Source organism: Pseudomonas sp. BW16M2 (assembly GCF_014268865.1).
Taxonomy (GTDB): Bacteria; Pseudomonadota; Gammaproteobacteria; order Pseudomonadales; family Pseudomonadaceae; genus Aquipseudomonas; species Aquipseudomonas peradeniyensis.
The window spans coordinates 228,965-251,233 of the sequence record NZ_JABWRI010000002.1 but is presented as its reverse complement, the minus strand read 5'-3'; the positions used below and the strand labels follow the sequence as shown (position 1 = coordinate 251,233).

Annotated in this window: 15 protein-coding genes and 1 pseudogene; 5 read left to right on the top strand and 11 right to left on the bottom strand. The window is 61.7% G+C overall.

From position 1 onward, the window contains the following. Nucleotides 1-8 precede the first annotated feature (8 nt). Complete coding sequence (locus HU735_RS04110) at nt 9-1,322, top strand: cytochrome c (protein ID WP_186712523.1); 1,314 nt, start codon at nt 9-11, stop codon at nt 1,320-1,322. A gap of 50 nt (nt 1,323-1,372) precedes the next feature. On the opposite strand, the gene HU735_RS04105 is transcribed toward HU735_RS04110, so the two are convergent. From HU735_RS04105 to dsr1, 5 genes and pseudogenes are all read right to left on the bottom strand, one after another. Then, nucleotides 1,373-2,023, bottom strand: a complete 651-nt coding sequence (locus HU735_RS04105; protein WP_186712522.1) for a TIGR04211 family SH3 domain-containing protein — start codon at nt 2,021-2,023, stop codon at nt 1,373-1,375. A gap of 196 nt (nt 2,024-2,219) precedes the next feature. Beyond that, on the bottom strand, nt 2,220-3,593 hold the full coding sequence (gene ppnN, locus HU735_RS04100) for a nucleotide 5'-monophosphate nucleosidase PpnN (protein WP_050705798.1): 1,374 nt from the start codon (nt 3,591-3,593) through the stop codon (nt 2,220-2,222). Nucleotides 3,594-3,792: 199 nt separating this feature from the next. After that, a pseudogene (locus tag HU735_RS04095) lies at nt 3,793-4,320 on the bottom strand (nicotinate phosphoribosyltransferase); the annotation flags it as partial. A 1,234-nt stretch (nt 4,321-5,554) separates the two neighbouring features. After that, nucleotides 5,555-6,763: a DUF5677 domain-containing protein gene (locus HU735_RS04090; protein WP_186712521.1), complete on the bottom strand. Its 1,209-nt coding sequence runs from the start codon at nt 6,761-6,763 to the stop codon at nt 5,555-5,557. A gap of 371 nt (nt 6,764-7,134) precedes the next feature. Beyond that, nucleotides 7,135-10,971: an anti-phage defense-associated sirtuin Dsr1 gene (dsr1, locus tag HU735_RS04085; protein ID WP_186712520.1), complete on the bottom strand. Its 3,837-nt coding sequence runs from the start codon at nt 10,969-10,971 to the stop codon at nt 7,135-7,137. Nucleotides 10,972-11,486: 515 nt separating this feature from the next. On the opposite strand from dsr1, the gene HU735_RS04080 reads away from it, so the two are divergent. Then, on the top strand, nt 11,487-11,897 hold the full coding sequence (locus HU735_RS04080; protein WP_186712519.1) for a hypothetical protein: 411 nt from the start codon (nt 11,487-11,489) through the stop codon (nt 11,895-11,897). A gap of 197 nt (nt 11,898-12,094) precedes the next feature. Here HU735_RS04080 and pncB read toward each other — a convergent pair whose 3' ends face one another. Then, nucleotides 12,095-13,294, bottom strand: a complete 1,200-nt coding sequence (pncB, locus tag HU735_RS04075) for a nicotinate phosphoribosyltransferase (protein WP_186712518.1) — start codon at nt 13,292-13,294, stop codon at nt 12,095-12,097. Then, nucleotides 13,291-13,941, bottom strand: a complete 651-nt coding sequence (locus HU735_RS04070; RefSeq protein WP_186712517.1) for a nicotinamidase — start codon at nt 13,939-13,941, stop codon at nt 13,291-13,293. Before HU735_RS04070 ends, pncB begins: the two co-directional genes overlap by 4 nt. A 143-nt stretch (nt 13,942-14,084) precedes the next feature. Between HU735_RS04070 and HU735_RS04065 the strand changes: the two genes are divergently transcribed. Together HU735_RS04065 and HU735_RS04060 are read left to right on the top strand one after the other, a co-directional pair. Further along, nucleotides 14,085-14,786, top strand: a complete 702-nt coding sequence (locus HU735_RS04065) for an NUDIX hydrolase (RefSeq protein WP_186712516.1) — start codon at nt 14,085-14,087, stop codon at nt 14,784-14,786. 56 nt (nt 14,787-14,842) lie between these two features. Beyond that, a complete protein-coding gene (locus HU735_RS04060; RefSeq protein ID WP_186712515.1) occupies nt 14,843-15,238 on the top strand; it encodes a hypothetical protein in 396 nt (131 codons plus the stop codon). A 3-nt stretch (nt 15,239-15,241) separates the two neighbouring features. On the opposite strand, the gene HU735_RS04055 is transcribed toward HU735_RS04060, so the two are convergent. Further along, on the bottom strand, nt 15,242-15,859 hold the full coding sequence (locus HU735_RS04055) for a LysE family transporter (protein WP_186712514.1): 618 nt from the start codon (nt 15,857-15,859) through the stop codon (nt 15,242-15,244). A 92-nt stretch (nt 15,860-15,951) separates the two neighbouring features. On the opposite strand from HU735_RS04055, the gene HU735_RS04050 reads away from it, so the two are divergent. Beyond that, nucleotides 15,952-16,218 (top strand): helix-hairpin-helix domain-containing protein, encoded by a 267-nt coding sequence (locus HU735_RS04050; RefSeq protein ID WP_186712513.1) that lies wholly within the window; start codon nt 15,952-15,954, stop codon nt 16,216-16,218. Between the two features lie 81 nt (nt 16,219-16,299). On the opposite strand, the gene HU735_RS04045 is transcribed toward HU735_RS04050, so the two are convergent. Genes HU735_RS04045 through mexE form a run of 3 tightly spaced genes read right to left on the bottom strand, consistent with a single transcriptional unit; the run spans nt 16,300 to nt 22,145 of the window. Next, entirely contained in the window at nt 16,300-17,715 is a 1,416-nt protein-coding gene (locus HU735_RS04045) for a TolC family protein (protein WP_186712512.1), read from the bottom strand. Next, nucleotides 17,712-20,891, bottom strand: a complete 3,180-nt coding sequence (locus HU735_RS04040; protein WP_186712511.1) for an efflux RND transporter permease subunit — start codon at nt 20,889-20,891, stop codon at nt 17,712-17,714. Before HU735_RS04040 ends, HU735_RS04045 begins: the two co-directional genes overlap by 4 nt. A 12-nt stretch (nt 20,892-20,903) precedes the next feature. Continuing rightward, complete coding sequence (gene mexE / locus HU735_RS04035) at nt 20,904-22,145, bottom strand: multidrug efflux RND transporter periplasmic adaptor subunit MexE (protein WP_186712510.1); 1,242 nt, start codon at nt 22,143-22,145, stop codon at nt 20,904-20,906. Nucleotides 22,146-22,269 lie beyond the last annotated feature (124 nt).

Here is a 22,269-nt window from a genome sequence, read left to right as displayed (position 1 = left end):
AGGCCAACATGAAGACATTGCTCATCGCCATGCTGGGCCTGGGCGCCAGTACCTTGCTGCAGGCCGCCGACGCGGTGGACCCGGCGCAGGTCAGGCAAGGTGAATACCTGGCCCGCGCCGGCGACTGCGTGGCCTGCCACACCGCCAAGGGCGGCAAGCCCTTCGCCGGCGGGCTGCCCATGGAAACGCCCATCGGCACCCTGTACTCGACCAATATCACGCCCCATGCGAGCGGTATCGGCCAGTACAGCTACGAGGACTTCGAACGCGCCGTGCGCCAGGGCATCGGCAAGGACGGCAGCACGTTGTACCCGGCCATGCCGTACCCTTCCTACGCACGTGTCAGCGACCAGGACATGCAGGCGCTCTACGCCTACTTCATGCACGGCGTGCAGCCGGTGGAGCAGCAGAACAAGGACAGCGACATTCCCTGGCCGCTGAGCATGCGCTGGCCGCTGGCGTTCTGGCGCGGGTTGTTCGCGCCGCCGGTCAAGCCGTTCGAAGCCGCCGGGCGCGATCCGCTGGTGGCGCGCGGCGCCTACCTGGTCGAAGGGCTGGGGCACTGTGGCGCGTGTCACACGCCGCGGGCGCTGACCATGCAGGAAAAAGCCCTGGATGCCGGCGACGGCGCGGCGTTCCTGTCCGGCAGCGCGCCCGTGGAGGGCTGGATCGCCAAGAGCCTGCGCGGTGACCACAAGGATGGCCTGGGCAGCTGGGACGAGGCGCAGATCGTTGCCTTCCTCAAGACCGGGCGCAACGAGCGCACCGCGGTGTTCGGCGGCATGAGCGATGTGGTCGAGCACAGCATGCAGTACATGAGCGACGCCGACCTGACGGCCATCGCCCGTTACCTCAAGACCCTGCCGCCGGTGAACCCTGACGACAAGCCGTTCCACGAGGATCCTGCCGTCGCCCAGGCACTCTGGCAGGGCAATGACGGCAAGACCGGCGCGGCGCTCTACGTCGACAACTGCGGTGCCTGCCACCGCACCGACGGCAAGGGCTACGCCCGGGTGTTCCCGGCGCTTGCCGGCAACCCGGTGGTTCAGGGCGAGGATGCCACCTCGTTGATCCATATCGTGCTGGAGGGTGCGACCCTGCCGGCCACGGCGACGGCGCCCTCGACCTTCAGCATGCCGGGCTTCGGCTGGCGGCTGTCGGATCAGCAGGTGGCCGATGTGGTCAACTTCATCCGCGGCAGCTGGGGCAACCAGGCACCGGCGGTGAAGGCGGGGCAGGTGGCGCAACTGCGCAAGCAGGCGCCGCCGGCACTGAAGGCCGAGTCGTTGATCGGCGATACCACGGGTATCCAGGAGCCCTGAGCAGTGGCCGGGGGCAACGTGTCTGCACGCCCTTGCCCCTGGCCCCTCGCTCAGAACCAGCGGTCGTTGCGTTTACGACCGCGGGTCAGCGCCGGCAGGATCAACCCCGCCAGCAGCCCGGCCCCGGCGATGCTGCCGCCGTAGACCATGTAGCGCATCATCACCTGCTTGTTCTCGTCACCCAGGCGCGCCTGGGTGTCGCGCAGGGTCGACTGGCTCTGCGCCAGTTGCTCGTTGAGCGCCTTGTTGCGGCTTTCCAGCTCGTCGATCAGCGCCTTGCGCGAGTCGAGGGTCTCCTGCATGCCCTGCACGCGGTTCTTCCAGCTGTCGTCGATGTTCTTCAACTGGCCGGACAACTCGGCCACCTGGGCGTCGAGCTGCGGCAGGCGTTCGTTCTGGCCGGGCACGGCCTGCAGGTCGTTGCTGAGGATCCACACCAGGTCGCCGTTCTGCCCGCGCACCTGGCTGTAGTTGCCCTGGCTGGTCACCAGGCTGACCTTCTGTCCGGACTTGAGCGTGCCGACGATGCGGTGGCCATCGGTGGGACCGCTGCGCACGTAGGTGCTCAGGCTGTCGCTGACCCAGCGCGCATCGCTGGCCGGTTCTTCGGCGTGGGCCGGAACGGCAAGGGCGATCAGGGCGGCGATCAGGCCACCGCGCAGGGCGGTGAGGGCAGGGGAAGCGGGCTGGATGTCTGGCATGCTGGTCTTCGCTGAAACAGGACGAATGAAGGCCCGATGACTGGGCCGGCGATCCGGTCGGGTGGATTGACCGTCAGCGAAAGACCGTTTTTTTGTAGGCAGGTTCACTGCCTGCGGTAGGAAATGTCTGCAGAATGTTGCTGGCAATAGCCCCCTGTGGGAGCGGGGCAAGCCGCTCCCACAGGGGAAGCAAGCCTCAGGCCACCACCTCATAGCACGGCACATACGCGGCCCCGCCGGGCAGTTTCATACGGTGCTGGTCGACGAACGCCTGCAGCAGGCGCCCGAGCGGGTCGAGGATCGCCGCGTCGCCACGGATCTGGTACGGCCCGTGCTCCTCGATCAGGCGAATACCCTTGTCCTTGACGTTGCCGGCGACGATCCCGGAAAACGCCCGGCGCAGGTTGGCCGCCAGTTCATGGGGCGGCAGTTCGCGGCGCAGGGCCAGGTTGGCCATGTTCTCGTGGGTCGGGTCGAACGGGTGCTGGAAGCCCTCGTCGATCTTCAGCAGCCAGTTGAAGTGGAAGGCGTCGTTGCGCTCGCGGCGGAACTGCTTGACCGCCTTGAGCCCCTCGACCATCTGCCGGGCCACTTCGGCCGGATCGTCGATGATGATCTGGTAGTGACGCTGGGCGGCCTCGCCGAGGGTGGCGCCGACAAAGGCGTGCAACTGCTGCAGGAAGGCTTCGGCGCTGCGCGGCCCGGTGAGCACGACCGGGAACGGCAGGTCCTGGTTGTCCGGGTGCATGAGAATGCCGAGCAGGTACAGGAACTCCTCGGCGGTGCCGGCGCCGCCGGGGAAGATGATGATGCCGTGGCCGACGCGGACGAAGGCCTCCAGGCGCTTCTCGATGTCCGGCAGGATCACCAGTTCGTTGACGATCGGGTTGGGCGCCTCGGCGGCGATGATGCCTGGCTCGGTCAGCCCCAGGTAGCGGCTGCCGTGCATGCGCTGCTTGGCGTGGGCGATGGTGGCGCCCTTCATCGGGCCCTTCATCACGCCCGGGCCGCAACCGGTGCAGACATCCAGCTTGCGCAGGCCCAGCTCGTGGCCGACCTTCTTGGTGTACTGGTACTCCTCGCTGCTGATCGAGTGGCCGCCCCAGCACACCACCATCTTCGGCTCGACGCCCGGGCGCAGGGTGCGGGCGTTGCGCAGCAGGTGGAAGACGTAGTCGGTGAGACCCTGGGAACTCTCGAGGTCGATGCGCTGGCTGGCCAGCTCGCTCTCGGTGTAGACGATGTCGCGCAGGGCGCTGAACAGCATCTCGCGGGTGCTGGCGATCATCTCGCCATCGACGAAGGCGTCGGCCGGGGCGTTGAGCAGCTCAAGGCGCACGCCGCGGTCCTGCTGGTGGATGCGTACTTCGAAGTCCTTGTAGGCCTCGAGGATGGTCTTGGCGTTGTCGACATGGGCGCCGGTGTTGAGGATGGCCAGGGCGCACTGGCGGAACAGGGTGTAGAGGCTGCCGGTACCGACTTCACTCAGTTGCTGGACTTCACGTTGCGACAGCGTCTCCAGGCTGCCCTTGGGGCTGACGGAGGCGTTGATGACATTGCGTTGGGGCATCTGGTCTTTCCTGTGCGGGTAAAACATCCTTCTTGGACAACACCATACAAGCAAATGTGCGTGGCAACGAGGGGGCGGATGAAAAAGCCTGGCTGGCGATCGTGGGAGTGGCCTTTGCAGGAGGGGGCTTTGTGGGAGCGGGCTTACCCCGCGATCAGGGCCGGTAAGGCATCGCGGGGCAAGCCCGCTCCCACCAAGGTCATGCCACCTTGAACACGTGGCGCAGGTATGCCACGAAATTCTCGTCCCGGCACTGGGTCTTGCCCGGGCTATCGGAGATCTTCGCCACCGGCGCGCCGTTGCAGGCGGTCATCTTGATCACCATGTTCATCGGCTTTACCCCGGGGATGTCGCAGGTGAGGTTGGTGCCAATGCCGAAGCTGACATGGATCCTGTCATTCAACGCACGGTACAGCTCGAGCATCTTCTGGAAATCCAGCCCATCGGAAAAGATCAGCGTCTTGCCACGCGGATCGATGCCCAGCCGCTGGTAGTGGGCGATGGCCTTCTCGGCCCAGGCCAGCGGCTCGCCCGAGTCATGGCGCAGGCCGTCGAACAGCTTGGCGAAGTACAGGTCGAAGTCGTGCATGAACGCATCCATGCCGATGCAGTCGGTCAGGGCGATACCCAATTGGCCACGGTATTCACGTACCCAGCATTCCAGCGCGGCGACCTGGCTGTCGACCAGGCGCGGACCGAGCTGCTGGTGGGCCATGAACCATTCGTGGTTTCGCTAATTTGCCCGAACGGGCGCGAGAATTGCCAAAAATGCACCTCGCCCCCTAGAGCCGTCTATTCTGGACTTCTCCCACCTCGCCGTAGCCTTGCGCTCCCGATTTCGAGCCTAGGCGTAGGGCACGCGTGCGGTTGTGAATGGAAGGCAAAAAACTGCTCATGGTTGAGGATTTTCAGCTGAACAACATGACGGGGTGCGAAAGCCCGCTCTTCAGGAGAAACTCATCTCCTACCAGCTGAGGATGGTAGCCTGGCTGCCCTGGGACGTCTTTAGGGTGACCTGCAACCGATCGGCCTTTGAGCTCCGGAATGTCCCGTAGCGTGCCCAGGGTTGTAAGTAGTGTGAAGTCCACGATTTCGTAGGTTGGCAGCGTTAGCTAAGCATAAAGATCGATACCAAGTAGGGGGGGCTTGTTCCGAGTGAGCCTTTTCAGCTGAGCCAGCTCAGTGTGAAAAATTGGCCCTGTTCCTTCTTCCTGCACATACCCTAATATGGGTCAACGGAACGGCGAGATATAGTGCATGCGCTGGCACAGCGCGGAGCACGCTACGCTCGAAGATATGAAAGCTGCTGCTATAGTAATGGTTGCATCGGCTTAGTCACGAAGTAGTCTTCAGCTGTTCTGTATGAAGATGTGCAGTCAAACTCTAAGAAGTCAAGGTTAGGCCAGTAGTTCTCTAGTTCAGAATAGTCAAGTGCTTGTGACAGTTTGCGTTCTGTCGGGTCTAGATAACTCCACACAAGCGCCATTCTTGCATCCCATTTTCTAGCTCTCAAAAGCTCCTCGCTATGGCCTTTGCTGAACCCAAGATGTAACATGTCTCCGACAAAATCGGCTTTTGAGGCATATCGATTGCGTGGGTAGGAGTACGCAACAAAGTCTGCCAGTCGGTAGGCTAGTCCAATGCGCTGAAAAAATGATTTGTTGATTGATTCGATTTTGCTCGTCGTATGCTTAACGACGTATCTTGCGGAGTTGTGAGCGTCAACCGAGATGGACGGGGAAAGAGTGCTCATAAGATTTACCTCTGATTTTTTGTTATAGGTTAATAATGGCATGTCCTGATAGGTGCGGCAATGCTGCCGGTCAATGACGCCTCGATGGTTTGAGATGTGTCGAAGCTAGTGTCAAAATAGGAGCGGTCTCGTAGATAAGCCGAGAGCCACTCCTTATTATTCTAGTAGTGAGCAGTGCCACATCACGAAGCACGGTCAGCCCAAACCACTAAATCACGTCGTTAGCCGCGCCAATGTCCTGATGGATACGCAAGCAGACCTTCCCGGCGATCATGTCTACGCACTGAACCAAGGTGGTGATGGCCTTAACATCAAAGCTGCGGTGTTCCGGATTTTCCATACGGATCGCATAGACCTCCGTCATGTTGAAGTCTTGATGGATGACTTCCGAAGTGAACGTATAGACGGTGTCGTAGAAGCTTCGTCCGAGCGGGGACATCTGGGCTTTATTGCTGACATTGCTCAAAAAATCATAGCAGTACCTCAGGCTCTCGGCCCAGACCTTATTTCTTTTGGTGTTGTCGGATTTAGAGGCCAGAACCAGAGCCATGTCGAACCCTTTGCGATCGACTGCAGAATGCGTCTGTAGCCAAAAACCCACCTGCTCTGGCGCTAGCCAATCGACGTAGAAGTCCAGCGAGATTTCATAAACAGATCGAAGCAAGGCGACCGCTTGGTAGTAGAAGCTGTTTTTGATCAGCAGTCTGATTGCTTGAATGTTTTCACTCAGGCGATAAAGGACGGAGAACAGCGTCTGATGGTAATGGATGCCTGTGCTGTAGGCCCCGTGGAATTCCTTCACTTGTTCTGTCAGGGCTTCAATGGTGCTTTGGAGATGCTCGAGCTTCGAGTCGTTGTCGGCGAACTCCTTTGAGCCCAGAAGCGAGTAATACTCGCCTTTCTCCGGTAGGGACATCGTGGCGCAGATGAACCCACCGAGATTCTCCTCGTGGAAAAATTGGTGTCTTACCTGGAATGCGCTTTCCACAAGATCGGCAGAGGCCTCCAGGATGACCACGGGCACACTGTGGATCCCTAATTCCTTGTAAGCCACGTAGACGTCGGTGTCATCAGGCGCGATGTACCTAGCGTCTGAGTCCGAGTTTATGTTTTTGTAGACGTAGAGGGCTGGTCGGTGCCCGGATCTGATCATTTCCTTGGCATGGTCAACCATTTCCCTGCGAACAGGGTCTTCGATAAAGTCGAAGCGCCCGTTGTTCCTCTGGAAAAAGCCATTGAGGATATTGTCCAGTGGCAGGCGGGAGAGCAGTGCTTGCTTCTTCCCATTGTTAAAGGCCAGGTATTTCTTCAGGAAAATCTGATCATCAACTAAGTCATCACGGCACAGAATTTTGCCTGTAGGGATCGCAGTGGTGATAGGGCGGCGGACGAGCTTTTTCGATTCGGTTTCGAGCATTTTGCTTCCTTTCAGTGTTTGTGTACTGTCCTTACCATAGGGGTAGGCCGCCGCCCACTAGACGAGTGGATAGATGTCATGCCAACGCACTTATCAAATCCTGTCGGTCGTGGAGGCCGATCGGGGGGGGCAGGATAGGTTGACCAGGGGCGGGTCGATGTCGTCTTCCCCCCCCCACGTAAAGAATTGCGGAAAAATCGGGCTTGGATGGCTGTATGCGGCTCCAGAAGAACGAGCGGGATGCCAAAAAATTTAACTGCTTATGATGACGCTTCTAGCAGGAAGTCGGACTCAAACCCTTGGGTTCCTGCATGCCCTTTCGATAGTGCATTCGATTCTCAGTTTTCTAGGTTGCGAGGGACAGCCCAGGCTTAGCCTCTCAAACGAAGTGAAAGCTCGTAGAGCCTCCTGAATTGAGGTGTGTCCCTGAGAGCCGGTTCTGACCTCTCGATTGATTTTAAGCATTGTCGTAGATCTTCGAGGGTGAAGACTTGATGTTCCCCGGTGACAGCCGCGAGGAGCTCCAGCGAGTCCGCTGGATAATCACTGCAATAACCTGATTCTGTAAGGCCCTGCATCACGGAATAACAGTATTCCAGCGGCATCAACCAATCGAAGACAGCCTTCAGGGCTACAGGGAATTTTTTGCCAGCGGCCAATGCTAGCTGTGCGAGGTAATCTGCGATTCGCTCAGATCTCAGCTCCAGACTTTTTGGCCATATTTGCTCCCAGAATGGCTGAATACGGTGTGACCAGTGTTCCTCCCGCTGGCCCGCTGCACCTTCCAACGCTTGCGAGAGCGCCTGTGCGGACTCCTCCAGGCCATCAACGGGGAGGGCTGCGAAGGCGGTGCGAAGCTCTTGGTCGGAGTAGCCTTCAACTGGGCCTATTGCTACATAAGTAAAGAAAGCAGCAAATTGTTGCTTGTGCTCACCCAGCTCCTCGTAGTGTTCTGCGGTCTGCAGGAATTCAGTTTTGAAGGCTGCTAGCAGCGGTTGGTACAGTCGCGGCGACCACAGAAACCCTTCCCAGATGCCCTTGGCTTCAACCGCATCTCGCTCCCAATTCAACAGCGGGAGCAGATGCTGCTCCGTCCATTCGTTGTCTACTCGGTAGAGCGAAATCAGGTGCGATCCTAAGATCACTCGACCATGACGGTAGCGCTGGATTTTCGTGTCCGTCAGCTCCGTGAAAAAGCCCGAGAGTGCAGAGGGTAGCCGTTCGTTATCGCGAGGGGATTGCCGGTACCAATGATTGATCAGGACTTGAGTCACCATTCCTACGGGATGGTTGATGGCTTCAGAAACGGGACGAGCAGTTGTGGGATCGTCCTCTGATTCAGCATCTGATGCACACGGTAGATCCATCAGGCGTCGGCACAGTGCGTAGAGCTGATCCTCATTCTTGATCGTCGTCTTCTCGGATAAGACTTCCAACCAGTTGGAAACGCTATGAGCGATTTCCCCCAGTTGATCGGCAGGGATGGCTAGCACTACGGGAGCTGCATGCGTCCAAAATCGTGCATGCAAGCGTCTATCCCACCATGCTCTGAGTGCTTCCCTCCAGCGTTCAATCGGCCATATCCCCTGTGAGGAAAGTTCGGAGAGCGCGTGAAGAGTGGTCAGTGGGCGCGTTCGACATTTCTCGCTCCATGTGTCGCGGCTGATCCCATTTGCATCCTTGGCCGGTAATTTGAGCCATTCGATCAGCTCAGCCTTATTGTCAGGCGCGACGCTGACCTCAATGCTGCTTTCGAAGTCGGGGTCACCAGTACCAGACATCCAGGAGGAGAACTCATCACGCTCATTTTCCGATACTCGCCAGAGGGGGTTGGCCGCTGACAGCTGTTTTAGCCGTTTGGAGGCTGAGGCATTTAGTGTGAACCCTGAGCTTTCGAGCTTTGCCAGGAGCAGCCACATTAAGCGAGCTGTGGCGCCGCGAACGTGCCCCGGCTCTGATCCAGGGCGGTAGAGATCGCTTGGGGGGCCTTTGAGCATCGCACGTTGTAGCTGCGCTCCGGCTGACCTAGGTAGTTGGCTACCCTGAAGCACCAGGAGACGAAGTACCTCTCGCCGGGTTTCAATCGACCACAGCCACCAGCCATTGTCGGCCGTGAGCCAAGACACCCATGTATTCTGGTTGACGCAATCTTTCTGGCTGGCTGCGAAGAATGCTAAACGCTTGAACGCTGGGTAGGGCATATCGAACCACCGTACCGCGATTTGGCTGGCGTGACTTGGATTTGCCAGCCGAAGAGCAAGCCACGAATCGCGTAGCAGTTCGATGAGCGTGACCCAGTCCCGGAAGCCCCGGTTCTGGGGGTGCGGTACGACTGAAGGCAAGTGTCTGAAGGATCTGTCTGAGCGGTTAGTCGCGTCGCCCAGCAGGCTCGCAAGATCTAACGCCTCTAGCAGGAGCCGCTCGAAGTCATCGATTAGGGCGGATTGAAATCCTCTCAAGTTACAATTCATAAGGTCTTGTAGCGTGGAGCGGACATTATTTGAGGCAAGGGCGAGCTCCCAATTCAAGCTCTCTCTGAGGCGCACTGATCCATCAGTCTCGGTGGCATTGCTCCCCCAGTGCATCGCCCCCCTGAGCAGCAATTTGGGTGCAAGTAATGCGCGAAGCTCTAGTCGATGCAATACCGACATGCCTTCTGTTCTGACGCGGCATAGCCAGCTGTGAAGTCCAGTATGTTGTGAGAGCGACTTGATTCGACCGCTGAGCAAAATACGCCACAACAGCTCCATCTGTGGAGACGGAATTGCATTGGGGGAGTGCGCCTGGATTTCCTTGATCTCCAAACTCCCCCCACCGGTTTGTGAGAACGCCAGGTCATCCAGTCGCCTCTCGATCAATGTCCGGAGATAGCTGTGCAGGACGCCACCCTGTGACACAACCCACATCAGTAGTTGGGGGTCATTCAGATGCCTGACCAGCCAGTGCGAAAGGTGGCGCATGACCTCGTCCATTGCGACATTGTTCAGAACGCCAGACGCAAGCTGCATCCTGGGCGCAAGTCCGTGAGGAGTTGGACGATCGATCAGACTGAATCGCAGATCCTGATCCACTTCCAATGAAGCAGAGATGCCGAATCGAGTGAGGTCACAATGCCTGAAACGGGGCTCTGAGAACGCATGTGTCAGCCATTCCAGAGGAGGAGCAGGATTGAGCTCTGCGAATTGACGGGCCGGAGCGCCGGTCTTGTCTGCGAGGGCCCAAAGCATTCGCCCAACAAAGTCATCTTCCTTGGTGCTGGAGGCGGGGCGAGCGATGGCGTTCACCGACACCATCTGCATTTTTCCGGTGATCCCGTCGCGGTAGGTCTCGCCCCACGAACGGAGAGTGTTGTGCAGGCGCCAGTGACTGTAGTTGTCTGGTGTCACTTTGTAGAGGATGGGTGCTACACCCTTGGCCTTCCACTCGGTGGTCTTGCGGTCTTCTTGGCCTGGCTGGTAGTCACCGAAGGCCCAAGCCTGCGGGGTGGTTTCACCTAGCATCCGGTCAGCAGCGAGTGCATCCATCATGTAGCGGAGCACCGGGTCGTTAATGCTGTACCCGATGAAGCAAACGATGTAGTTCCGGAAGAGCTCACTCACAAACCGCGCCGCCCAGCGCTCGGTCAGGTATGCGAGGCCAAAATCACCACTGGTGACAACCAACCGATTCAGCGCATGTTCTTCAGGCTCGCCCGGTAGAGGCAGTGCACCATGCAGCGCGACCAACCCGTTCCAACGACTGTTTTTGGGGATGGGCAGCATGGGGGCGGTGTAGGTCTTCAGCTTCTGCTTGGAGCGCGTAGCCGCTACGTCGAAAAGTCTGTCGAAATTCGTGGTTACAAGCCGGAGTGCTCCAGACCTCGTGTGCGCAAGCCTTAGCAACGCTTCGTGTGTTGCCAAGGCGTCTTTGCGCCTGAGTTTAGGTTTCAGCGCTGCAGCTAACGCAGACCTCACTTTTACGCGTTGGCCGGGTAGCCTCCTCTCGAGAAGGTCGAGGGTCGCATCGTATTTTCCGCTTTTGAATGCCTCCAGCTCGATCTCGCTTTTCGTCGTTCCCGAGAGCTTATAGATCTCCTCAACCAGGCCCTCGAAACCGGGCAGACCCGCAGGGTATGAAATGCCTGCTCCGCAGAAGAAAACCACTCGTCCTTCTTCATGTGCCTGCAAAAGCTCTTCGGGAACGTCAGGCCCATCTGCTACAAACTGCATGCTGCTCCTCCTAGAGCACGAATGCTGAGCTTGCTCAGCCGTATCCAACTATCGACTTCATTATTCAGCCCGGGGTCTCAAGCGCAAAGAAGCCTGCCCCGATCCTGAACGCGCGTGATCACTATAAATGCATTGCTGCGGTCGACTGGGCACCCAGAGCCCGAGAAGTCTCAGTCTGATTGTGTACGAGGCCTTCGAAAAGTTGAACCGCTTCACGCCACTTGCCGGTATTCGCTTAAAGGCCTCAGTAGGCCAATACTGGCGACCGCCACGCTGCCGTTGCTGCATTGGTCATCTGCAAGGGGAAAGCTATCTGCCTGCTAATCTGTCCTGTCAGACCTTTTACCCCACTCGAGAAAGCAGACCGAGATGCTGTACCTACCCATGCAAAATAGTCGATGCGAGGGTGAAGACGTGACCAAGAAATCGGGCAGGTCGGAGTCGCCTGCTTGTTGACTACGAGCATTTGACGGGAGCGCATTGCTCGCCGTTTCGATCACTTAAGGATGAAAACAATGGCGTCAGACAGGAAGAAAGCCAAGAGAGCCAAACGCGCCAAGCTCAAGGCAAAGGAGACCAGGGTCTCGCGGAAGGTGGTCAACGATGATGGCGCAGAAACACTGCGCATGCTGGGCGAGGGGATGGTGAGTTTGCTTTTTAAGCTGGCCGAAGCTGAAGTGATCAGCATGGTCGAGATGCTGAAGACCCTCATGATTGAGACCGGTCAGGCAGAAATGGCCTATCTGGATGATGAGGTGGACTACCAAGTCATCGTCTTAACGGCTTATGGGCAGCGTATTGAGGGCAGGCCAGAGGACTGGATGGAGGAGCCTGCATTCCTGGAGGCGTATGCAGCCGCTGCACGTGGGGTCGGGCGCTCTGAGCTAATTGAGGCCTGGCAGGATGCGCATGTGCTGGAGGACTGATCTGGAGTTATCCGCCCAGTTTAACGTGTGATGGCGGTTTCGGTAAGCTGCGCCAAAGCGTTGCTAACCATCCGCACCCTAGGTGTTCAGTCCCAGAGAGTCATGGTGCTTGATGTCAAAGGATCCCGGCGTTTTGATCAACTGGCCTTCGAGAGTCCGGCCATTTCTGTAAGCTGGACGCGCAATCCGGCCTCGAGTCAGCCAACTTCAAACACATGCCGCAGGTATGCCACGAAATTCTCGTCCCGGCACTGGGTCTTGCCCGGGCTATCGGAAATTTTCGCCACCGGCGCGCCGTTGCAGGCGGTCATCTTGATAACCATGTTCATCGGCTTTACCCCGGGGATATCGCAGGTGAGGTTGGTGCCGATGCCGAAGCTGACGTGGATCCTGCCGTTCAATGCACGGTACAGCTTAAGCATCTTCTGGAAATCCAGCCCATCGGAAAAGATCAGCGTCTTGCCCTTCGGGTCGATCCCCAGCCGCTGATAGTGGGCGATGGCTTTTTCGGCCCAGGCCAGCGGCTCGCCCGAATCATGGCGCAGGCCGTCGAACAGCTTGGCGAAGTACAGGTCGAAGTCGTGCATGAACGCATCCATGCCGATGCAGTCGGTCAGGGCGATGCCCAGCTGTCCACGGTATTCACGTACCCAGCATTCCAGTGCGGCGGCCTGGCTGTCGACCAGGCGCGGACCAAGCTGCTGGTGGGCCATGAACCATTCGTGGGCCATGGTACCGATGGGCTTGATCTGGTATTCGCGGGCCAGGTGCACGTTGCTGGTACCGACGAAACGCCCGGGAAAATCACGCTTGAGGATATGCACCACTTCTTCCTGTACCCGGTAGGAGAATCGCCGGCGGGTACCGAAGTCGGCCAGTTGCAGACCAGCCAGCTCGTCGTTGCTGGCTTCTGCCCTGAGCCAGTCGAGTTTCTGGTACAGGCGCTCGCCGACCTGCTCGATCAGCACCTCGCGATAGCGGTAGCGGTTGCGTACCTCGCTGATGATCGCCAGCAGCGGGATCTCGAACAGGATCACGTGCAACCATGGGCCGCGTATGCGAATCGCCAGTTGCCCGGCATCGTCCAGGCCGACCTGCACATAGCGCAGGTTGAAGCGGAACAGGCTGAGGAAGCGGATGAAGTCTGGCTTGATGAACGGGATCTTCTCCAGGTAGGCCAACTGGTCGTGGGTGACCGAGACATCGGCCAACTGCTCGACCTGGTAGCGTATCTCGGCGAGGTAGGGCGCCAGGTCCTCGTCGTTGCGGCAGCGGAACTCCCATTCCACCTCGGCGTTGGGGTAGTTGTGCAGCACCGCCTGCATCATGGTGATCTTGTAGAAATCGGTATCCAGCAGGTTCTGGATGATCCGTGGGCCAAAGACGCTGTCGCTCATGGGCGGGCCTCCTTGAGTTGGTCGAGCCGGGTATCGAGGACCTGTTCGTCGGCGCACAGGTGGATGCCGGTGCTGGCCATTTCATCGCAGGCCGCCTGTGCGCCCTCGGCGCTCAGGGCACGGCAGGCCGGCAGGTACAGCAGCACCTCGAAACCGGCGCGGCGCAGTTGCAGGGCAGTGGTGCGCACGCAGTAGTCCAGTGCCAGGCCGCCAACGATGATCGCCTGTACCTGTTGCACCTTGAGGTACTCGATGACGCCGGTGGAGCGGCGCTCGGCCAGGTCGTGGTAGCACGCGCCATAAGGGTGCAGGTCGGGCTCGACGCCTTTCCAGACGAAGTAGTCGTAGTCGATGGGGGCGGGTAGTCCGGGCAGCAGCTCGAAGCCCGGCGTGCCGGGGACGCAGTGGCTGACCCAGGTCAGGTCGGCATTGGCCAGGGACAATGGTTGCAGCATCTGGCCCGGCTCGGCGACCACCCAGGCGGCGTTGGCCGGGTGGGCGTCCTTGCTGCCCAGGCGCAGCGAGGCACGTTGGGCCATGGCGTTGAGCGCGGGGGCAATCAGGTGGCCGTCGGGCACCGGCAGCTCATGGGGGGCGTTGGCGGTGAAGCCGTTCTGCGCGTCGACATCGAAACTGGCGATTTTCATCGGAGGAAGCTCCTCGGCTGGAATGGCTATATATTTCACCTGGTGAATTAAGTGTGTCAAGGTTATTTTACTTATGGGGGCAGACTTGCTCTATTTAATCTCCCTGGTGGAATATAGGCGGATGTTGATTAAGGAACCGTTCCGTGAGCACAGCTGAAGTCCTGGCCAGTGTCGATATCGTCACCCTGCGCCTGTCGCCACACAGCCAGCGCCTGGAGGTGTTGCTGTCCCCGCGCGAACGCGAGCCCTACAAGGGCCAGTGGGCCTTGCCGGGCGTCATCGTCAATGGCAGTACTGCGGACAACAACCTGGATGCCGCTGCCTGCCGGGCCCTTGCGGAAAAGGCCAAGGTGTACCCGCGCCACCTGGAGCAGGTCGGCACCGAGGGTAATGGGTCTCGCGATCCGAGAGGGTGGACCTTGAGCACCTACTACCTGGCATTGCTCGATTCTGCGGTCGTGGTGGAGGATCTGCAGATTGCCTTCTTCGATCTGCAAGGCGTCCTGGATAATGAACCACCATTGCCGTTCGACCACCGCTTGCTGGTTGAGCGCGCCTATGAACGGCTGGCGGCCAAGGCCGTGTACACCAACCTGCCGTTGTACCTGGCACCCGAGCGGTTCACCGTGCTGGACGCCCTGGCCGCCGCACAGGCGTGCCTGGGACAGCCGGTCAACAACACCTCGATGCGCAAACGCCTGGAGCGCATGAAGAGCGAAGGCTGGGTGCAGGACACCGGAGAGAAGAACCAGCCCAGGCTGGGGCGGCCACAGCAACTGTACCGACATACCCCACAGGGGAGCGGGGCGTTCATGTTCGACCGGAGTCTGTTGGCGGGAGGATAGTCAGGACAGGTCGCGGCCACTTCCTGCAGTAGTCGAGTAGCGACTATCCTTGCCCCATGACCAATCTGCCTCCCTTACGCCATCCTTGTCCGCCGGGCGCCTGTGACTGCGGCCGCGAAGACTTGGCCGACGGCCCCGAACGACGCATCCTGCTGCTCACCCGGGAGGAAGAAAAGCGCTTGGTCGAGCGCCTGGAGAACCTCAGGGATCTTGAAGACCTGCTGCGCCTGCAGTCACGCCTCTACGAGCAACTGGGTATCCGCGTGCATATCGCCCCGGGCTTCAACGAAGTGCGCACCATGCGTGGCATCGTCATCGAGCTGGAAGCGCAGCCGGGGCTGTGCCGCAAGACCCGCCAGTCGATTCCCGCCGCCATCCGTCGCGGGCTGGAGCGCAATCCGCAGGTGGCCTTCCGCCTGCTCGACGCCCACGACCTGTTGCGCGACGCCTGAGGCTCAGCGCATCGCCGCCAGCTTGATACCAAAGCCCACCAGGCAGGCGCCGGCCAGGCGTTCGAGCAGGTTGGCGATGCGCGGGCTGGCGCGCATGCGCTCGGCCAGGCGGTGGGTGAGCAGTACCGCCACCAGGCCGTAGAGCAGGGTCAGGCCGGCCACGGTCAGCGCCATGAAGGCGAAGGTCACCACGCCCTGGTGGCGCACCGGGTCAATGAACAGCGGGAAGAACGCCATGTAGAACATGATCGCCTTGGGGTTGAGCAGGGTGATCATCATGGTCTGGCGCAGGTAGTGGCCGCTGGCCATGCCGCTGTCGCGCGGCGCGCCGCCGGGCTTGCTCAGCACCATGCGCAGGCCGAGCCAGGCCAGGTAGGCGGCGCCGGCCCACTGCACCACATGGAAGGCGGCCGGGTAGGCGGCCAGCAGGGTGGCGACACCGGCCACCGCCAGCCACATCAGCACCTGGTCGCCGAGGATCACCCCGAAGGTGGCGGCCAGCCCGCCCTTGATGCCGCCCTTGCCGGTGGCGGTGATCAGGGCGAAGTTGCCGGGGCCGGGGATCGCCAGGAGGATGAGGAACGCAATCACGAATGCGCCGTAGTCGGTCACGCCGAGCATGGGAAGTCTCCTGGGGAAGGTGGGCGGGCAGACCACGATATATGCCATTATTCGCGGGACTTGCAAAGCCATGACGGCACAGGGAGGTGAAGATGGCGTTCAGCGCGGATGAGCGGGCGGTATTGCTGGCGGTCAAGGGCGTGGGGCCGACCGTGGTGCAGCGGCTCGAGCAGTTGGGTTATGACTCGCTGGCACGACTGGCCGGGGCCGATGCCCTGCAGATCGTCAGCGAGGCGGCCGGGCTGGTGGGCAGCAGTTGCTGGAAGAACAGCCCCCAGGCGCGAGGGGCGATACAGGCGGCGATTGCCCGGGCCAGGGAGCATGTCCTGCAGGGAGCATGCTCCGCCAGCGAGGTATAAAAAAGCCCCGAAGACCAAGGCCTTCGGGGCAAACGGTTGGGGGAGGAACCAACCAAAGGAGTCTTCACATCAGGGGGGCGCTCAGTGCGAGCTGGCCACCACATCGGGTTGCCAGCCACCGCCCAGCGCCTTGTAGATCGCGACGATGCCGCTGTACAGCTCGACCTCGCCCTGGGCCTGGGCGTCTTCGGCGCTCAGGCGTTCGCGCTCGGCGTCGAGCAGCACCAGGTAGTCCACCGTGCCTTCGCGGTAGCGCACCGAGGCCAGTTCCGCCGCCTTGCGGCTGGCGTCGCTCTGGCGCATCAGCGCCAGCAGGCGCTGCTGGCGCTTGCCGTAGTCGCTGAAGGCATTGGAGGATTCCTCCAGGGCCAGCAGCACCTGCTGTTCGTAGTTGGCCAGGGCGCCCTCGGCATCGGCCTTGGCCCCGCGCAGGCGGGCGCGCACGCTGCCCAGGTCGAAGGCTGCCCAGGTGATGCTCGGGCCCAGCGCCCAGGCGTTGGCCGCCGAGGAGCCGATCTGCGAGCCGCGCGCGGCGGTGAAGCCGAGGAAGCCGCTGAGGCTGACCCGTGGGAACAGGTCGGCGGTGGCCACGCCGACGTTGGCCGTGGCCGCCGCCAGCTGGCGCTCGGCGCTGCGGATGTCCGGGCGGCGGCGCAGCAGCTCGCCGGGATCGCCCACCGGCAAGGCCTTGGCGATGGCCGGCAGGGCCTTGGGCGAGAGGTCCACGCTCAGGGCGTCCGGGCGCTGGCCGAGCAGGGTGGCGATGCGGTTCTTCGCCCGCACCTGTTCGGCCTGCAGCTGTGGCACGGTGGCTTCGACACCCGCCAGGCGGGCGTCGGCGCGGACCACGTCGAGCTCGTTGCCGACCCCGGTGTCGCGCAGGGTCACGGTGATGTCCCGCGACTGCTGCTGGGTCTTCAGGTTGGCCACGGCGATCTGCTCGCGCAATTGGGCGCCACGCAACTGGCCGTAGGCGTCGACCAGCTCGGCGATCAGGCTGACCTGCAGCTGCTGCAGGTCGGCTTCGGCGGCCGCTTCCTGCGCTTCGCTGGCTTCGATCTGGCGCTGGATGCGGCCGAACAGGTCGAGCTCCCAGGCCATGTCCAGGCCCAGGTCATAGCGCTCGCTGTTGATCCGGCGCTCGGTCTGGCCGGGCACCTGGCCCTTGCCCAGGTCGCTGCTGGCGCGGCTGGTGACCACGGGGATCTGGTCGTTGGACACGTCCTCGCGAATCGACCGCGCCGCTTTCAGGCGGGCGAACGCCACGCGCAGGTCGCGGTTGCCGTCCAGCGATGCCTGCACCAACTGGTTCAGCACCGGGTCGTCGAACTGTTTCCACCACACGCTCTCGAAGCGGCTGCGGTCATAGGCTTTGGCCTCAAGGCCGGCGTCCAGCTTGGCCGGTTCGGTCAGCGGGGCCTTGTAGTCCGGACCTACCGCGCAGGCCGCCAGGGCCAGTGCCAGCAGGCTCGGGGTCAGGGGTTTGAGCAACTTCATGCATGGTTCTCCAGCGCCACTGCGTGCTCGGCCTTGCGGGCCTGGCGACGCTCGACGAAACGGCGGATCAGGAAGAAGAACACCGGGGTCAGGAACAGGCCGAACACGGTCACCCCGATCATCCCCGAGAACACCGCCACACCCATGGCATGACGCATCTCGGAACCGGCGCCGGAGCTGAACACCAGCGGTACCACGCCCATGATGAAGGCGATCGAGGTCATCAGGATCGGCCGCAGGCGCAGGCGGCAGGCTTCCAGCACGGCGGCCAGCGGGTCGAGGCCCTTGGCCTGTTCATCCTTGGCGAACTCGACGATCAGGATCGCGTTCTTGCACGCCAGGCCCACCAGTACGATCAAGCCGATCTGGGTGAAGATGTTGTTGTCGCCACCGGAGACGATCACCCCGGTGATGGCCGACAGCAGGGTCATCGGCACGATCAGGATCACCGCCAGCGGCAGGCTCCAGCTCTCGTACTGGGCGGCCAGCACCAGGAAGGCCAGCAGCACGCAGAGCGGGAACACGAACAGCGCGGTGTTGCCCGAGAGGATCTGCTGGTAGGTCAGGTCGGTCCATTCGAAGGTCATGCCGTTGGGCAGTTCCTCCTTGAGCAGTTTCTCGATCGCGGCTTCGGCTTGGCCGGAGCTGTAGCCGGGGGCCGCGGCACCGTTGATTTCGGCGGTGATGAAGCCGTTGTAGTGCATCACCCGGTCAGGCCCGGAGGTGTCGCTGACCTTGAGGAAGGTCGCCAGCGGGATCATCTCGCCGAGGTTGTTGCGCACCTTCAACTGGCCGATCTGCTCGGCGTCGAGGCGGAACTGCTGCTCGGCCTGGACGTTGACCTGGTAGGTGCGGCCGAAACGGTTGAAGTCGTTGGTGTACAGCGAGCCCAGGTAGACCTGCAGGGTGTCGAAGATGTCATTGATCGCCACGCCGTGGGTCTTGGCCTTTTCCCGGTCGATGGCGGCATCGACCTGCGGCACGTTGACCTGGTAGCTGGTGAACAGGCCCGCCAGTTCCGGCACGTTGTGGCTCTTGGCGATGATGTTCTGGGTCTCTTTGTACAGCGCTTCGTAGCCCAGGTTGCCGCGGTCCTCGATCTGCAGGCGGAAGCCGCCGATGGTGCCCAGGCCTTGAACCGGCGGAGGCGGGAAGATCGCGATGTAGGCGTCCTGGATATCGGCGAACTGGGCGTTCAGGGCCGCCGCGATGGCCGCCGCCGACTGGCTCGGGTCCTTGCGCTCGTCGAACGGCTTGAGCGGGGTGAACACGATGCCGCTGTTCGGGCTGTTGGTGAAGCCGTTGATCGACAGGCCCGGGAAGGCCACCGAATCGGCCACGCCCGGTTGCTTGAGGGCGATCTCGCTCATCTTCTTGATCACCGCCTCGGTACGGTCGAGGCTGGCGGCGTCAGGCAGCTGGGCGAAGGCCACCAGGTACTGCTTGTCCTGGGCCGGGACGAAGCCGGTCGGGGTGGACGAGAAGCCCAGGTAGGTCAGGCCCATCAAACCGGCATAGACGAACAGGGCAATGCCGCTGGAGCGGATGACCCGGCGCACGCCGCCGACATAGCCATGGCTGGCGCGGTCGAAGAAGCGGTTGAACGGGGCGAACAGCCAGCTGCCCAGCAGCTTCTCGAGGAACCGCGAGAAACGGTCCTTGGGCGCGTGGTGGTCCTTCAGCAGCACGGCAGCCAGGGCCGGCGACAGGGTCAGCGAGTTGAACGCCGAGATCACGGTGGAGATGGCGATGGTCAGGGCGAACTGCTTGTAGAACTGCCCGGTAAGCCCCGAGATGAACGCGGCGGGCACGAACACGGCGCACAGCACCAGGGCGGTGGCGATGATCGGGCCGGTCACTTCGCTCATGGCCTTCTGCGTGGCTTCCAGCGGTTTCAGGCCAAGGCCGATGTTACGCTCGACGTTCTCCACCACGACGATGGCGTCGTCCACCACGATACCGATGGCCAGTACCAGGCCGAACAACGACAGCGCGTTGAGCGAGAAGCCGAACAGGTGCATCACCGCGAAGGTGCCGATCAGCGAGACGGGCACGGCCATCAGCGGGATGATCGAGGCGCGCCAGGTCTGCAGGAACAGGATCACCACCAGCACGACCAGGATCAGCGCTTCGAACAGGGTGTGCACCACCGCTTCGATGGAGCCACGGACGAACACGGTCGGGTCATAGACGATGCTGTAGTCCATGCCTTCCGGGAACTCTTTCTTCAGCTCGGCCATTTTCGCCCGCACTTCGTCGGAGATCTCGATGGCGTTGGAGCCCGGACGCTGGAAGATCGGGATGGCCACCGCCGGCTGGTTGTTCAGCAGCGAACGCAGGGCGTACTGGCTGGAGCCAAGCTCGACCCGGGCGATGTCCTTCAGGCGCGTGATCTCGCCGTTGGCACCGGCGCGGATGATGATGTTCTCGAACTCTTCCTCGTTGACCAGGCGGCCTTGGGTGTTGATCGACAGCTGGAAGCTGGTCGAACCCGGGGCGGGCGGTGCACCCAGCTGGCCGGCGGCGACCTGGCGGTTCTGCTCGCGAATGGCGGACACCACATCGCTGGCGGTCAGGTTGCGCGAAGCGGTCTTGTTCGGGTCGAGCCACACCCGCAGCGAGTAGTCGCCCATGCCGAACAGCTGCACGTCACCGACGCCGCCCAGGCGCGCCAGCTCATCCTTGATGTTGAGGATGGCGTAGTTGGACAGGTAGAGCATGTCGTAGCGGTTGTCCGGCGAGGTCAGGTGCACGACCATGGTCAGGTCGGGCGAGGCCTTGTCGACGGTGATACCGATGCGCGTCACCTCTTCCGGCAGCTTGGGCTGGGTGCGGGTCACGCGGTTCTGCACCTGCACCTGGGCGTTGTCCAGGTCGGTACCGAGGGCGAAGGTGATGGTCAGGGTCAGCTTGCCGTCGGCGGTGGATTGCGAGGACATGTACAGCATGTTCTCGACACCGGTGATGGCCTGCTCCAGCGGCGCGGCGACGGTCTCGCCGATCACCTTGGGGTTGGCGCCGGGGAAGTTGGCGCGCACCACCACGGTGGGCGGCACCACTTCGGGGTATTCGCTGATCGGCAGCTGGAACAGCGAGATCGAGCCCGCGATCAGCAGCACCAGCGACAGCACCGCGGCGAAGATCGGCCGGGTAATGAAGAATTTCGAAAAGTTCATCGGTGTTGTCCCTTAACCGCGCGGCGCTTGGGCGCTGGCGACTTTGACATTGGCGCCGGCAACCTTCGGCGCCGGGTTGCTGGCTTCGAGGGCCTGGCGCTGCTGGGCGAGGGCGGCGAGGGTCTGTTCGCTGGCCATCTGGGTTTCCTCAGGCGTGACCGGCGAACCCGGGCGCACACGCTGCAGGCCCTTGACCACGATGCGGTCGTCCTTGCCCAGGCCGCTACGGACGATGCGCAGGCCTTCGAGCTTCGGTCCCAGTTCCACGGCGCGGTAGGCGGCCTTGTTGTCCTTGTCCATGACCAGCACGAACTTCTTGCCAAGGTCGGTGCCGACCGCTTCGTCGTTGATCAGCACGGCTTCGTACTGGGCGCTGCCGACCAGCTTCAGGCGTGCATACAGGCCGGGGGTGAACTGGCCGTCGCGGTTGTCGAACACGGCGCGGCCACGGATGGTGCCGGTGCGCGGGTTGACCTGGTTGTCGACGAAGTTCATCTGGCCCAGGTGCGGATTGCCGGTCTCGTTGGTCAGGCCCAGGTACACCGGGGTGCTCTGGCCGCGCTGGCCGTCGCGGGCGAGCTGGCTGTACTTGAGGTACACGCGCTCGTCGGCGTCGAAGTAGGCGTAGACCTTGTCGGTGGAGACCACGCTGGTCAGCGGGGTGACGTCGGCGCTGACGATGTTACCGGCGGTGAACTGGGCGCGGCTGACGCGGCCGCTGATCGGCGCAGTGACGCGGGTGAAGCTCAGGTTCAGGCGGGCCAGGTCGAGCTGGGCCTGGATCGCGTCGACCCCGGCGCGGGCCTCGGCGGCGGCGCTGCTGCGCGACTCGGCCAGTTCTGCGGAAATCGCGTTGCTGTCGCGCAGGCGCTCGCCACGGCGGGCTTCGTTGGCACTGCGGATGGCGGTGGCCTTGGCTTGCTGCAGTTGGGCTTCGAGGCGGCGCACTTCAGCCTGGAACGGGCGCGGGTCGATCTGGAACAGCAGGTCGCCTTTCTTGACCTGGGCGCCTTCGGTGAAGGCCACCAGGTCGATCTGGCCGGACACCCGTGGCCGCACTTCGACGGTTTCCGGCGCTTCGAGGCGGCCGGTGAACTCGTCCCATTCGTTGATCGGCTGTTCGATCACCTTGGCTACGCTGACCTTGGGCGCGGCGGGAGCCTGCACGGCGTCGGGGGTGCGACCGCAAGCGCTGAGCACCACCACTGCCAGGGCAGCGAGGGGGAAGCGCAAGGGTTTGAGTGAGTGATCCATGGAGAACTCCGCCAATGTATTAGTAGTGGGCGGAGTGTGAGTGTCTTGCGCGCGGCGCACGAATCAAACGGAGCGAAGGTTATTATCACGCGCAATGATAGGTCGGGTGCGGTCATCGATCCGG